At 70.4% G+C, this 13,983-nt stretch carries 10 protein-coding genes; 4 read left to right on the forward strand and 6 right to left on the reverse strand.

What is annotated here, in order from left to right:
• Window positions 1–16 precede the first annotated feature (16 nt).
• Window positions 17–1,030, forward strand: a complete 1,014-nt coding sequence (locus AC5W7N_RS16135) for a 4-hydroxy-3-methylbut-2-enyl diphosphate reductase (protein WP_163815156.1) — start codon at window positions 17–19, stop codon at window positions 1,028–1,030.
• 147 nt (window positions 1,031–1,177) lie between these two features.
• On the opposite strand, the gene AC5W7N_RS16140 is transcribed toward AC5W7N_RS16135, so the two are convergent.
• Window positions 1,178–2,059 carry a DUF6542 domain-containing protein gene (locus AC5W7N_RS16140; RefSeq protein ID WP_309139020.1) on the reverse strand — a complete coding sequence of 294 codons (882 nt, stop codon included), beginning with the start codon at window positions 2,057–2,059 and terminating at the stop codon, window positions 1,178–1,180.
• Window positions 2,060–2,261: 202 nt separating this feature from the next.
• Between AC5W7N_RS16140 and AC5W7N_RS16145 the strand changes: the two genes are divergently transcribed.
• Together AC5W7N_RS16145 and AC5W7N_RS16150 are read left to right on the forward strand one after the other, a co-directional pair.
• Window positions 2,262–3,449 carry an exonuclease SbcCD subunit D gene (locus AC5W7N_RS16145; RefSeq protein ID WP_195006782.1) on the forward strand — a complete coding sequence of 396 codons (1,188 nt, stop codon included), beginning with the start codon at window positions 2,262–2,264 and terminating at the stop codon, window positions 3,447–3,449.
• Window positions 3,446–7,000, forward strand: coding sequence for an AAA family ATPase (locus AC5W7N_RS16150; protein WP_495921821.1), 3,555 nt, complete (start codon window positions 3,446–3,448; stop codon window positions 6,998–7,000). The genes AC5W7N_RS16145 and AC5W7N_RS16150 overlap by 4 nt, the downstream gene beginning before the upstream one ends.
• 5 nt (window positions 7,001–7,005) lie before the next feature.
• Here AC5W7N_RS16150 and AC5W7N_RS16155 read toward each other — a convergent pair whose 3' ends face one another.
• Entirely contained in the window at window positions 7,006–9,249 is a 2,244-nt protein-coding gene (locus tag AC5W7N_RS16155; RefSeq protein ID WP_495921822.1) for an MMPL family transporter, read from the reverse strand.
• A 44-nt stretch (window positions 9,250–9,293) separates the two neighbouring features.
• Window positions 9,294–10,727, reverse strand: coding sequence for an MFS transporter (locus tag AC5W7N_RS16160; RefSeq protein WP_495921823.1), 1,434 nt, complete (start codon window positions 10,725–10,727; stop codon window positions 9,294–9,296).
• 77 nt (window positions 10,728–10,804) lie between these two features.
• Between AC5W7N_RS16160 and AC5W7N_RS16165 the strand changes: the two genes are divergently transcribed.
• A complete protein-coding gene (locus AC5W7N_RS16165; RefSeq protein WP_163815165.1) occupies window positions 10,805–11,422 on the forward strand; it encodes a TetR/AcrR family transcriptional regulator in 618 nt (205 codons plus the stop codon).
• 184 nt (window positions 11,423–11,606) lie between these two features.
• Here AC5W7N_RS16165 and AC5W7N_RS16170 read toward each other — a convergent pair whose 3' ends face one another.
• The 3 genes from AC5W7N_RS16170 to AC5W7N_RS16180 all read right to left on the reverse strand — a co-directional run bounded on the left by AC5W7N_RS16170 (window position 11,607) and on the right by AC5W7N_RS16180 (window position 13,953).
• Window positions 11,607–12,152 carry a methylated-DNA--[protein]-cysteine S-methyltransferase gene (locus AC5W7N_RS16170; RefSeq protein WP_495921824.1) on the reverse strand — a complete coding sequence of 182 codons (546 nt, stop codon included), beginning with the start codon at window positions 12,150–12,152 and terminating at the stop codon, window positions 11,607–11,609.
• Window positions 12,149–13,651, reverse strand: coding sequence for an Ada metal-binding domain-containing protein (locus tag AC5W7N_RS16175; protein ID WP_462736089.1), 1,503 nt, complete (start codon window positions 13,649–13,651; stop codon window positions 12,149–12,151). The genes AC5W7N_RS16170 and AC5W7N_RS16175 overlap by 4 nt, the downstream gene beginning before the upstream one ends.
• 119 nt (window positions 13,652–13,770) lie before the next feature.
• On the reverse strand, window positions 13,771–13,953 hold the full coding sequence (locus AC5W7N_RS16180; RefSeq protein ID WP_462731370.1) for a YbdD/YjiX family protein: 183 nt from the start codon (window positions 13,951–13,953) through the stop codon (window positions 13,771–13,773).
• Window positions 13,954–13,983 lie beyond the last annotated feature (30 nt).

The following is a 13,983-nucleotide window of genomic DNA, read 5'->3' on the forward strand; positions in this document are numbered from 1 at the left end:
CACGTATCCTGTGGGCATGTCCTCGGCAATACCGTTGAATGTCGGAATCGCCCGCTCTGTCCGCTCCGACGGCGTGGGAGGTGCCGACGGCGACAAGCGCGTGCTGCTGGCCGAGCCCCGCGGTTACTGCGCCGGTGTGGATCGCGCGGTGGAAACCGTGGAAAAGGCGCTCGACAAGCATGGCGCCCCCATTTACGTCCGCAAGGAGATCGTGCACAACCGGCACGTGGTGGAGACCCTGCGCGAGCGCGGGGTCATCTTCGTGGACGAGACCGACGAAGTGCCCGAAGGCGCGCTGCTGGTGTTCTCCGCGCACGGCGTCTCCCCGGCGGTGCACAGCTCCGCCGCCGCCCGCAATCTGCGCACCATCGACGCCACCTGCCCGCTGGTCACCAAGGTGCATCAGGAAGCCAAGCGCTTCGCCCGCGACGACTACGACATCCTGCTGATCGGTCACGAAGGCCACGAAGAGGTCGAGGGCACCGCCGGTGAGGCGCCCGACCACGTGCAGCTGGTCGACGGGCCCGACGCGGTCGACAAGGTCAGCGTGCGCGACGAGTCCAAGGTGATCTGGCTGTCGCAGACCACGCTGAGCGTCGACGAGACCATGGAGACGGTGTCGCGGCTGCGTGAGCGTTTCCCCGGCTTGCAGGATCCGCCAAGCGACGACATCTGCTACGCCACCCAGAACCGTCAGGTGGCGGTCAAGGCGATGGCCCCGGAATGCGATCTGGTGATCGTGGTCGGCTCCCGCAATTCGTCGAACTCGGTGCGGCTGGTCGAGGTCGCGCTCGGCGCCGGCGCCAAGGCCGCCTACCTGGTGGATTACGCGCGTGAGGTGGATCCGGCCTGGCTGGAGGGTGTGCGGACGATCGGCATCACCTCCGGCGCCTCGGTGCCCGAGATCCTGGTGCGCGGGGTGCTCGACATGCTGGAAGAGCACGGCTTCGCCGATGTGCAGCCGGTGACCACGGCCAACGAGACGCTGGTGTTCGCCCTGCCGCGGGAGTTGCGCGAGTCGCGTCGCTGAATCAGGGCGAGAGCGTCGCTGTCAGCCGTGCAAGTTGACACTTACCCGGGGTAAGTGAGGAAGCTCTTTCGGTGGGAGGAGCTCCACCCGTGGCGGGGTGGTCGCCGCGCTGGGCCTTGCCTGCGGGGCTTGGCCTGCCGTCGGGGCTCAGCGGCTGTCTGGTCCCCGGCGTTCGATACGGCCCGATTCCCGATCCCGGTAGCGCACCGTCGGCTGGGGCAGCGGTGGGGGTTCGGTGCGCCGCCGGGCGGCACCGCGGACGGGTTCCATATCCGGACGCGGCGCCGGTGCAGGCCGGGCCGCGTCACGCGGGCGGCCTTCCCGCGAGCGGGCGGCGGCCGCGAGCCGGGGCGGGTTCTCGGCCACCGGCGGCGGACGGCGCTTGCCCTGCCGCCGCGGACGCGAGGCGGGCTCGGGGGCATCGTTGTAGTCGTCGGTGGCGCGCCTGCCGCGATTGCGCGCCGCGCCCGCCAGTGACTGCGAACCCTTCTTCGGCTGGGCGCTCTTCCTGCCGCCGCGCGGCCGCTCCTGCACGGCGCTGCGTCCCCAACTGGTGCCACGCCGGGCCTGCGACTCGGCCGCCGTGGCGCGTTCGGCGCGATTCAGCGCGATCCGCGCGCCGCCGACACACAGCACGATCACCGTGGCCAGCACCATGGTGGGGAAGCGGTGCACCAGCGGCATGGCCAGGTTGAGCAGGATGTCCTTGATCGAGGTCGAGGGCTTTCCGAGTAGCTGCTGATAGGCCAGCGGCACCGCGACGAACAGCAGCAGCGGTGGCAGCACCATGGTGGTGAACAGGCCGCGGAACCGCACCGCGAGCACGGCCGCGACGCAACCGATGACGTAGAACACGGTGAACGAGCCGGTCAGCTCGGTGCCGTCACCGAGGGCATCGATCAGGAAGCCCAGAAACGTGCAGGCAACCGCGATCAGGACCGCCGCACCGGCCGGGACGCCCGGCACCGACGGCAGGATCGAACGTTGCGGCGCGGGCACCCGGGTACGCACTCGTTGGGAAGCAGCCACGTAGAGAACACTATCTGCCGACGCGCCGGTCGGTGTCATGGCAGGGCCGGTCGGGTGATGCCGGTTGCACCCGTCGGCACCCGCCCGGGCCGCCGTCTTCGTGGCGACCGTCACATTCGCGCCGGTCGCGCGCCCGGCGGGTATCCGACACTCGGCGCCCTCTGATTGAAGTGTGTCGGTGGGTTGCCATACGGTTCGCGGCATGCGAATCCTGCACACGTCGGACTGGCATATCGGCCGTACCTTTCACGGGGTCGATCTGCTCGGCGATCAGGAGTACGCGCTGAGCGCCGTCGCGGAGCTGGTGGCGGAGGAATCGGTCGATGTCGTCGTGGTCCCCGGTGACGTCTACGACCGCTCCATTCCCAGCGCGGACGCGATCGCGGTGTGCAATCGCGGATTCGAAGCCATCCGGGCCGCGGGCGCGCGCATCGTCGCCACCTCGGGCAATCACGATTCCCCGGCCCGGCTCGGTGCCGGTGCCAGTTTCGCGGCGGCCGGCGGGCTGTACCTGCGCACCACCGTCGCCGACGCGCACCGGCCGGTGCTGTTGCCGGATGAGCACGGCGAGGTCGCCTTCTACGGCATCCCGTATCTGGAGCCGGAGATCACTCGCGCCGAACTGGGTGTGCCGCAGGCGCGTTCGCATGCCGAGATCCTGGCTGCGGCGATGGGGCGCATCCGCGACGATATCGCGGCCAGGCCGGCAGCACGCACGGTCGTGCTCGCGCACGCGTTCGTCGTCGGCGGCGAGGCCACCGGGTCGGAGCGGTCGATTTCGGTGGGCGGGGTGGAGACGGTGCCGCTGGGCGAGTTCGACGGCATCGACTATGTGGCGCTCGGTCATCTGCATTCGCCGCAGACGCTGTCGGAGTCGGTGCGCTATTCCGGTTCGCCGCTGCCGTACTCGTTCGGGGAGAGCTCGCATCGTAAAGCGGTCTGGATCGTCGACCTGGACGCGCACGGGCTCAGTGCGGTGCGCCGGCGGGAGATGCCGGTGGTGCGCGGGCTGAGCCGGCTGGTCGGCACTCTCGACGAATTGCTGAACGGCGCCGAATTCGGCCGGGCCCGCGAGGACTACGTGTCGGCCACCCTCACCGATCACGCGCGCCCCATCGACGCCATGCGCAAGCTGCGCGAGCGGTTCCCGTACGCGGTGCACGTGGAATGGGAGCGCCCACAGGGCGATCCGCAACTGCGTTACCGCGAACGCGTGCACGGCCGTCGCGACACCGAGGTGGCGCGCAGTTTCCTCACCGATGTACGTGGCACACCCACCGACTCCGAGATGCGGTGGCTGGAACGGGCCATCGCGGCGGCCACCAGGGAACCGGAGGCGGAGACGGCCGTTGCCGCGGGCACGCAGGGCGCCACGGAACTCACGGCATGAGGCTGCACCGGCTCGAGATCACCGCGTTCGGCCCGTTCGCCGACACCACCGTCGTCGACTTCGACACTCTCGGCGCGGACGGCCTGTTCCTGTTGCACGGGCATACCGGTGCCGGAAAAACCACCGTGCTGGACGCCATCGCCTTCGCGCTCTACGGCCGGGTGCCGGGCGCCCGCAATGACAGCAAACGCCTGCATTCCGATCACGCCTCACCGCAGACCCCGCCGAAGGTGTTGCTGGAAGCCACGCTGGGCGGGCGGCGGGTGCGGCTGATCCGCAGCCCCGAATTCGAGCGGCCCAAACGGCGCGGCACCGGAACCTCGATCGAGAAGGCCAAGGCCACCCTGGAATGGCTGGACGGCCTCGGCGCCAACCTGTCTCGCATCCCCGATATCGGCGAGGAGGTCAAACGGCTGCTCGGGATGAGCGCCGAACAGTTCTTCCAGGTGGTGCTGCTGCCGCAGGGTGACTTCGCGCGGTTCCTGCGCGCGGAGAACGAAGAGCGGGAAAAGCTGCTCGAGAAGCTCTTCGACACCGAACGATTCGGCACCGCCGAACACTGGCTGGCCGAACGCCGACGCGCCTCCGACGCCGAACTCGCCGCCCGCACCCGCGGGGTGGACAACCTGATCGTGCAGGTCGGCGTCACCGCCGGGATCAGTGCCACCGAAACCGTCGGCCCGCTCGAGGCCGTCGACTGGGCCGAGGATCTGCTCGACACCGCCCGCGCCGAACTGGCCACCGCCACCACCGAACTCGAACGCAGGCGCGAGGAACACGCGCACGCCGATGCGGCCGCCCAACACCAACGCAGGCTCGCCGACACCCACCGCCGCCTGCTGGCCGCCCGCCGCCAACTCGACGACTACGCCGCCACCGCCGAAGACCGCGCCGCCCGCCGCGCCGAACTGGAAGCCGCGCGCCGCGCCGAACCCGTCGCCGCGGCGTTGGACGATGCCCGCACGGCCGTGACGCGCGCACGGCGATATGACGATGAAACCGACCGGGCCGCAATGCGATTGGCGCAGTTGCTCGGTGAGCCGGGAAGCGCTGATCTGCCAGGTCGGGAGCTGCTCAGTGGGCTGGTTGGTGGGTCGGGTAGTACGGGCCTACCGGATGCGGAGCTGCGCGGCGACGGTGGAACAGGCGCTTCGGGGATCGCGGCCGACCCGGCCGTGGCAGGACAGGCCCGCCTCGGCGACGTCGATGGTGCGATTCGGCAGTGGAGTGCGCGGATCGGTGTGCTGGACGAGGTGGGTTCGTCCGCGGCGGCGGCCGAGCAGCTGACGGGGGAGATCGCCGCGCTGCGAGCCGAGGAGGCCGAACTGGCGCGGCGGCTCGTGCGGATCACCGAGCGGCGGGAAGCGATTCCGGCGGCGATCACGGCGGCGCAGGCGCGGGCCAGGGAGTCTGCCGACGCGGCCGCCATGCTGCCCGCGCTGGCCGCCGATTGCGAGCGGTTGCAGGGCGCCGCGACCGCCGCGGTCGCGCTGGCCGAGCGGCGGCGGGATCTCGATCGCGCGCGGGTGGATGCCGAGACCGCCCGCGCCGCGCACAATGACGCCAAGGAACGCGTCCTGGATCTGCGCGAACGGCGGCTCGCGGGGATGGCGGCCGAACTGGCCGGGCAGCTCACCGACGGACACCCGTGCGCGGTCTGCGGTTCGGCCGAACATCCGGACCCGGCGCAACCGGCCGAGAGCGCGGTATCCAAGGACGCAGAAGAGGCGGCGAGCGCCGAGGAACGCGCGGCCGAAGCGGCCCGGGACAAGGTGCTGGCCCGGATCGCCGAGCTGGAACGTGAGATCGAGGGCCTGACCGCCCGCGGCGGTGACGCCGACCCGGTCGAGCTCGCCGCCGCCCTGCGCACCGCCACCCTGCGCTACGAAGATGCCGGCGAACTCGCCGACCAGAGCGCCACTGCCAGCGCGGAACTCGACCGGCTGCGCGCGGAGGAAGCCGACCTGCACGATCAACTCCGGGCGGCCGAAACCCGCCGCGGCACCATCACCTCGACCATCGCCGCCGCCGAAGCCCGCCTCTCCGAACTCAGCGCACGCGTGCGCGAGGCCGCGGGCGCCGATACCACCATCGACCGCCGCCGCGCCAGGCTCGACTCCCTGATCGCCGCGGCCACCGCCTACCGCGCCGCCGAAACGGCGGCCGCCAGCGCCTGGCAACAGGTCCGGGCGATCGCGGAGCGGGTGGAAAACCTGGCGCGGTCGGCAGGATTCGCGCTCGAGCCGGGCGAGACACCGGGCGAAGCTACGGCCACCGCGACGCCTACGCCCACCGTGCGTGATTCCGGCAGTTCCGAGCCGCCGCCGAACCCGGCACCCGATGCGCCGCTGCGGACTCGGCGCTCCGACCCTGATGGAGTCGACTTCGATCCCGAGCCGGTACCGCCACCGGCATCGTGTGTTCCACAGGTGGTCGGCAGCGCCCCGACAGGTGCAGGGCCCGATGCCGAGCCCGCATTGTTCGACCTTCCAGCAGCTGCCGCAGTGGTTCCGGACGCATCCGAGCCGACCTTGTTCGATCTGCCGCCAATTGCTCCGGAAACCGGTGGCGCCGTGGATTCGAGCGGTAGCGACGGCCCGCGCACGGGCGGCGACAGTGATCCGCAGACCACCGCACCGGACCCTGCTCCCGAACCGATGACGCCGGCGCAGCTCATCGCACTGCTCACCGCGTACGCGCGCCGAATCGAACACGTGATTCTCCAGCCGCGCCGCCAACAGGAGATCGAGCAGCAGCTCGAATCCGCTGAGCGGGCGAAGGCAGCGGCCGAGGCGGTGCTGGCCGAACCCGAAGTGCGCGCCGCAGCCGATACCGAACCCGGCGATCCGACCGCACTGGACGCGGCGGTGGCCGAGGCGCGCCGCGCGCTCGATATCGCTGTCGCCGCACACTCCGCGGCGAGCACCCGCGTCGCCAAGCTCGAGGAACTCAGCGGCCAGCTCTGGGCGGCGGTCGACCACATCGCTCCCGCCCAGCGCGCGCACGAGGAACTGTCCGCGCTCGCCGATGTGGTGGCCGGGCGCGGCGCCAACAACCGGCGAATGTCGTTGCGCTCCTATGTACTCGCCGCACGGCTGGAGGAGGTGGCGCTGGCGGGTTCGGCCCGTTTGCGCCGGATGTCGGGCGGCCGTTACGAATTCGTGCACACCGACCGGGCCGGCACGCACGGTCGCCGCGGCGGTCTCGGCCTCGATATCCGCGACGACTACACCGGCGCCATCCGCCCGGCCAAAACCCTCTCCGGCGGTGAAACCTTCATGGCCTCACTGGCCCTCGCCCTCGGCCTGGCCGACACAGTAGCGGCCGAAACCGGCGGCATCGTCTTGGACACCCTGTTCATCGACGAAGGTTTCGGCAGCCTGGACGCCGACACCCTGGATGCGGTGATGGGCGTCCTCGACGATCTGCGCGCGGGCGGCCGAGTGGTCGGCCTGGTCAGCCACGTCGACGAGATGCGCCAGCGCATCCCCAGCCGCCTGCACGTCATCCGCGGCCGCGCGGGTTCCCGATTGCAGGCGACGGTGGCGTGAGCCGCTCATCCGTCCCGAAGACCGAGCCGATCGTGCAGTCGGCGTAACGGTCGTGGCGCCCACCAATTCCACCGGCCGAGCAAGCGCATGACCGCCGGCGTGAGCAGCCCGCGGACCAGTGTGGCGTCGACGAGAACAGCCAGCGCGAGACCTGCTCCGAGCAGTTTGAGCAGGCTCAGCTGCGAGGTGGCCATCGCCGCCAGCACCACCGCCACGATGAGGGCGGCGGTGGAGATCAGCGCGCCGGTGCGCTGCATCCCGAACGCGACCGCCTCGGTGTTGTCGCCGGTGCGCAGGAATTCTTCGCGGATTCGGGAGAGCAGGAACAGGCTGTAATCCATCGCGAGCCCGAACGCGATGCAGAACATCAGGATCGGGACGGTCACTTCCAGCCGTCCGGTGTGGGCGAAATCGCCGACCAGCCATTTCAGATGCCCGTCCTGGAATACGTACACCATGGCGCCGAAGGACGCGGTCAAGCTGAGTGCGTTCAGCACGATCTGCTTCACCGGCAGCACCACGCTGCCGGTGAACAGGAACACCAGCACCAGCATGCTCGCCACGATGACCAATGCCGCGCGGGGGATTCGGCTGATCAGCATGTCCTGCGTATCGGCAAGCATGGCGGCATCACCGCCGATCAGCGCGGTGCCCGGCGCGTCGACGGCCCGCAGGGCCCGGACATGGTCGGCGCCGGCCGAGGAGTTCGGCTCGACACCGGCCGTCACCGACAACCAGTTCGCGCCATCGGACCGATAGATCGCCGCCAATGGTCCTGGCCCCGCGATCGCGGCGCCATCGGCGAACGATCCCACCGCGCTGTCGACGCGGGCAGAACCGGGTACCGCCGACAGTGTGCGTGCGTACTCGGCCACGGCGTGTGCTTCGCCGGTGGCGTCCACCTCGGGCAGCACGATCGAGATCGGCGCCGAGGTCGTCGCCGCGAAGTGCTGACGCACTGTCTCGCCCGCCAGCACGACCGGGTTCTCCGGCGGCAGGACGCGATCGTCGAGCAGCGCGAAACTCGCTCCTGCGAACGGAAACGCGGCCACCAGAAGCGCGGCCGTCACCGCGGTCGCGACCGAGATCGGCCGCCGCATCACCCGATGCGAAAGCCGATACCAGACCCGCGACCCGGCTGCCTTCGCGCGCAGCCCGCGCAGCGGATCCCAGCGGTCGATGCGCGGGCCGAGCACCGTGAGCAGCGGCGGCACCAGCAGCAGTGAGGTCAGCGCCGACAGGCCGACGACCGCCATCCCCGCGTAGGCCAGCGAACGCAGGAAATAGATCGGGAACACCAGTAGCGCGGCGAACGACAGCAACACCGTCACCGCGGAGAACACGACGGTGCGGCCCGCCGAGCGCACCATGGCGACGATCGCCGCCGACGGTGTCCGGCCTGCGCGCAGTTCCTCGCGAAACCGGGTCACCAGGAACAGGCTGTAGTCGACCGCGAGCCCGAAGCCCAATGCCGTGGTGATGTTCAACGCGAAAATCGATACCGGGGTCGCTTCGGCGATCAGCCGCAGCACCGCCAGGCTCGTCACCACCGCGACCCCGCCGACGAGCACCGGCAGCACGGCCGCGGTGAACGACCCGAACGCGAACAGCAGGATCAACAGCGTCAGGGGAGCCGCGATGAGCTCGGCGCGGGTGAGGTCGGCCGCGGATTGTCGCTCGACCGCGTCGTTGACCGGCGCCAGGCCGGTGGCGCGCACGCGCAGTGGTTCCTCGTCGGTGACGAATTCCGGTATGAGCTGGTGCGCGGTCCGGTTGACGGTGTCCTCATCGCCCGCCAGCCGCACCAGCACCAGGGCGACGCTGCCGTCGGGGGAGCGCAGCGGCGGCTCCGCCGCGTCGCCGAGCGTCCAATAGGACAGGGCGTAGACGACTTCCGGTCGTTCGGCGAGCCGCTGGGTCAGCGCGCGACCGGCCGCGGTCGCCGCGGCGCTGCCTACCCCGCCCTCGGCCTCGGCTACCAGTATCAGGTTGGGCGATCCGGCGCCGAAGCGATCGGCGAGTATCGCGTCGGCGCGCACCGATTCGAAGCTGTCGTCGACATAGCCGCCGGTGGAGAGCCGATCGGTGACGCCGGCCCCGGCGAGCGCGGCGAGCAGGGTGATCAGCCCGACCGCGGCCAGGGTGAGCCGATGCCTGGCGATCAGAGTTCGGGCCAGCGCGGCGAGCGGGCCGCGCGGGGAGTCGTCCTCGGCGGCAGGTGAGCGTTCTGTCCGTGCGGTTGTGGTCACGGTGGTCCTCGGGACGTAGTGGTGGTTGGGGTGCCCGGCGGATCTCAGGACGCCGAGACCGCGGTGCCGGTGTGTTGCGCGAGCCGTGGTTTCGCCCGCAACAGCGCGACGGTGAGCACCGCGCCGAATGCCGCCAGTGCCGCCGCGACAGTGAAGGCGGCGGCCAGGCCGGTGCGGTAGGCGTGTTCGGGCCCGGCCGCCGACTGCTCGGTCACCACCTGGCCGAGCAGGAGCAGCACCGTGACGCCGAGCCCGGAACCGACCCGCTGCGCGGTGTTGACGATGCCGGCGGTGATGCCGGCGTCGACCTGGTCGACCGAGGTCACGGCGGGTGCGGTGACGCCGACAAATGCGGCGGGCAGGCCGATACCCAGCAGAATCGCGCCGGGCAGGACATCGATCGGGTAGGTCGCGTGTTCGGGTACGCGAGCGAACAACGCCATCGCCACGGCCTGTAAAGCCAAGCCTCCGGCCAGAACCCGCCAGGCGCCGAGGCGATCGAGCGCGATCGGGATGAGCGTGCGGGAGATGAGGATATTTACCACCGCCACCGGAAGCACCGCGAGTCCCGATGCGGTGGGGCTGTAGCCCTGGCTGTTCTGTAGGTACAGCGCGAGCAGCGCGAAGGTCGGCACATGCGACGCGCCGACGAGAACGTTCACCAGTGCCGAGCCACGCACGTGCCGAACCTCGAACAACCGCAACGGCATCAGCGGGTGCGGACTGCGCGCTTCGATCCAGAGGAAGCAGGCCAGCAGCACCGCACCGGCGACCAGCAGCCCGCAGGCCGAGACGCGAGCGCCGGGATCGGCGAGCGCCCCTATCGCATAGCCGATGAGCAGCAGGGCCGCCGTGCCGGTGACCGCTCCGGGAAGGTCCAGCCGTCGGCCGGTGCCACCCGGTGCGGTGTCGGCAGGCAATACCGCGAGGAGCCCGAGGGCCAGCAGGCCGACCGGGAGGTTGATCAGGAAGATCGACGGCCAGCCGAACCAGTCGGTGAGTGGTCCACCGATGGCTGTCCCGAGGGCAGCGCCCGCGGCCCCCATCGCGCTCCAGACCCCGAATGCGCGATTACGGGCGGACGGCTCGGTGAACGTCGCGGTCAGCAAGGCCAATTGCGCGGGAATCACCACCGCCGCACCGATTCCCTGCAACGCGCGGGCGGCGATGAGCAGTGCCGGAGTGCCCGCGAACCCGGCCAGTGCCGAGGCGGCGGTGAACACCGCCAGGCCGCAGGCGAACATCCGGCGTGGCCCGAGCAGATCCGCGGCTCGCCCGCCGAGCAGCATGCATCCGCCGAAGGCGAGCAGATAGGCATTGGTCACCCAGCCGAGCCCGGCCTCGTCGAGGCCGAGGTCGTTGCCGATGCTCGGCAGCGCGACATTGAGGACCGTTGTGTCGAGGAAGACCACCAGTTCGACGGCGGTGATGAGCAGCAGGATCAGTCGATCTCGTGCGCCGAGCGCTGTCCGGGACATGAGCCCCTCCATTTCACTAGAGCGATACTCTAGTGAGAATCCACTGGAGTGCCGCTCTAGTCAAGTAGGATCGAGCGATGACCGCGAAAACGACACGTGCCGCGAAGACGACGGCGAACCGGGCGAAAATGCTCGACGCGGCGCGGGAGCTGTTCACCACGCGTGGCTACACGGCCACGACGATGAAGGCCATCGCCGAACAGGCGGGCATGGCGGTGCAGACGCTCTACTTCACCTTTGCCACCAAACGCGCGATTCTGTCCGAGTTGCTCGATCGCGAGATCGCCGGCGATGCCGAGCCGGTCGCCACACTCGATCGGCCCTGGTTCGCCGAGGCGGTCGCCGCCGAGCCCGCCGATCAGATACATCGTCAAGTAGCCGCGGCGGCAGCGATTTTCGAACGCGTCAGCCCGCTACTGGAGGTGATTCGCTCGGCCGCGGCGACCGATGCCGAACTGGCCGAACTCTGGCAGACCAATATCGACCAGCGGCATACGGTGCAGCTGCGCCTCGCCGAAGCGTTGGCAGCCAAAACCCCTCTGCGCAACGGTATTTCCGCTGAGCGGGCCGCCGATGTGGCGCTGGCCGTGCTGTCGCCGGAGACCTATCACCTGCTCGTTCACGAACGGTCATGGACCTCCGCCGAATGGCGGACCTGGGCCACCGACGCCTTGATTCGACAGTTGCTCCCGTAACCGGGGCGGCGGGTGGCAGTGCAGCCTTCGAGCCGGTGCTCGACATCGCTGTCGACCGCTCGGCGCGGTTACCGTGCACCTCTGAACGCCCAGCGGTGCATCCCCGCGGTGGGCGGTTCAGAACCCCCGGCGCAGGACCCTGGTGCTGCGACGTAGGGCGGGCGACGGCGCCCGAGCCGTCGGCTCAGGCGTTCGCCTCGTGATCGAGCAACCAGCGCTTGGCGGGCAGTCCCCAGCGGAACCCGCCGAGCGTGCCGTCGGTGCGCAGGATGCGGTGGCAGGGGACGAACAGTGCCGCGGCGTTGCGGGCGCAGGCGTTGGCGGCGGCGCGGGTGGCGGCCGGGCGGCCGGAGCGGGCGGCGAAGGCGGTGTAGGTGAGCGGGTTTCCGGCGGGGACGGTGCGCAGGATCTGCCAGGCGTGCATGAGGAATTCGCCGGACCGCTGGCGGACCTCGACGGCGTCGATGACGGTGAGATCGCCACGGTGGTAGGCGATGACGGCGTCGGTGACGGAGCCTAATTCCGTGCGTTCGCGCAGTGCGGCGGGCCGCAGACCGGAGTGGACGAGGCCGCGCAGGTTCTCCGCGTCCGCGGTCCAGCCGGAGGCGAGCACGGCGCCGTCACTGTCGATCAGTGTGGTGAACGGGCCGATCGGTGTCGTGACGGTAGCGAAATCGGCTGTGCGTATAGTGGTTTCGGTGGCGCCGGGGGTGAGGACGGCTGCGGTCATGAGTCGGTACTCGCTTTCGTTCGGGCGGCGCGGGCCGCCGGTACCGTGCGGGCGGCCAAGGCGCTGTGCCACAACTGCATGCACAGGTAGGAGCGCCACGGGGCGAACCGCGCGGTGTCGGTGAGGTCGATGGCGTGCAGGGCGGCGCCTTGCCGCACCACCAGGTCGGTGTCGAGCAGGATGTCGGGATCGGCGAGCAGGCGCATGGTCACGTAGTCGGCGGTCCACGGGCCGATCCCTTCCAACGCCAGCAGATCGCGCCGCAGATCGGCGGCGGTGCGGCCCTGGTGCAGGGCCAGTTCGCCGGAGGCCAGCGCGGCAGCCGCGTTGACGATCGAGCGGATCCGCCGGGCCGGGCCGGTCAATACCTCGGCGCCGCGTTCGGCGATCACCGCGGGATCGGGGAACAGCCGCGGTGTCGGCCCGTCGATGGGATCGCCGAGCGCGGAGACCAGCCGGGCGGTGTGCGTGGCCGCCGCCTGCACCGAGATCTGCTGCCCGATCATGGTGCGCAGCAGCAACTCCGCCCCATCGAGGCATCCGGGTACCCGGATGCCCGGGACGAACCGTGGTCGCCCCTCCGGACGTTGCGCGTGCTCGGCCACCCCGAGCGCCTCATCGATGCCGATCGGATCGGCGTCCAGGTCGAGCAGATGCCGCAGCCGCGCCACGGTCGGCGCGAGATCGCGCATATCGTGCAGGGCGAGTTCGGCGCGTACATGATCGCGCTGAAACCCGAGCCGGATCGAGGCGTGCCCGTGCGGGGTACGCAGATTGCGCAGGTAACTGCGGTCCTCCCATAGTTCCAGCCCCGGCACCGCGTGCGCGGACAAGAACCATTCCAGCCAGCCGCGGTCCAGCGGTTCGCGGTAGGGCAACCGCAGGGTGAGCGTGCCGTTGGTGCTCGGCACGGCCCGTCCGTTGGCCCGCTGCGCTTCGGTGCGCATGGTGGTGGGGCTGACCGCGAACACTTCCCGCACGGTGTCGTTGAACTGCCGGATGCTGGCGAATCCGGCCGCGAACGCGATATCCGACATCGGCATGTTCGTGGTCTGGATCAGCAGCCGCGCGGTGTGCGCGCGGTGCGCCCTGGCCAACGCGAGCGGGCCCGCCCCCAGTTCGGTGGTGAGCACGCGGGTGAGCTGACGCTGCGAATAGCCCAGCGTCGCCGCCAGCGCGGGCACCCCGCCGCGCTCGATCACGCCGTCACCGATCAGCCGCATCGCCCGGGCCGCCAGGTCTGCCCTGGTGTTCCACAGCGGCGAACCGGGCGCGGCGTCGGGTAGGCAGCGACGGCAGGCGCGATAGCCCGCCTGCTGCGCGGCGGCCGCGGTCGGTAGGAAGCTGACATTGGCGCGTTTCGGAGTGATCGCCGGACATGATGGGCGGCAATAGATTCCGGTGGTCCGCACGGCGGTGAAGAACTGCCCGTCGAAGCGGGAGTCCCGGGTGGAGACCGCTCGGTAACAGCGTTCGAAGTCCAGAGCCGTGATCGTCACGTCAACCACAATGACAGCAACCGGCGACCGCTGCTAGCGGAAATCGGTCATTACCCCGGTGGACCCGGCAGGCCGCGCGCGACACGCCACGCGACTCGCCGGGGGAGCGTGCGGCCGGGTCAGCAGCAGCGGTTTGCCGGATTGCGATCGGCCTCGGCGTGCCGCTCCCGCCAATACTCCCGCTCGGACGGAATCCGGCACCCGGGATGCTTGCGCCGCAGGTGCGCGACATAGCGCTGATAATCCTGCCCGCCGAGCACCGAGTTGAACCACCACAGCACACCGCGAACGAGGCGGAGCACGGTACGACCAGGCCCGCTCGCCGGCTCGAC

The sequence above is a fragment of the Nocardia sp. CDC519 genome, from assembly GCF_059509835.1.

Coding starts and splice junctions, on each gene's coding strand:
- AC5W7N_RS16135 (WP_163815156.1), top strand. CDS start 17: ATGTCCTCGGCAATACCGTTGAATGTCGGAATCGCCCGCTCTGTCCGC.
- AC5W7N_RS16145 (WP_195006782.1), top strand. CDS start 2,262: ATGCGAATCCTGCACACGTCGGACTGGCATATCGGCCGTACCTTTCAC.
- AC5W7N_RS16150 (WP_495921821.1), top strand. CDS start 3,446: ATGAGGCTGCACCGGCTCGAGATCACCGCGTTCGGCCCGTTCGCCGAC.
- AC5W7N_RS16160 (WP_495921823.1), bottom strand. CDS start 10,727: ATGTCCCGGACAGCGCTCGGCGCACGAGATCGACTGATCCTGCTGCTC.
- AC5W7N_RS16165 (WP_163815165.1), top strand. CDS start 10,805: ATGACCGCGAAAACGACACGTGCCGCGAAGACGACGGCGAACCGGGCG.
- AC5W7N_RS16170 (WP_495921824.1), bottom strand. CDS start 12,152: ATGACCGCAGCCGTCCTCACCCCCGGCGCCACCGAAACCACTATACGC.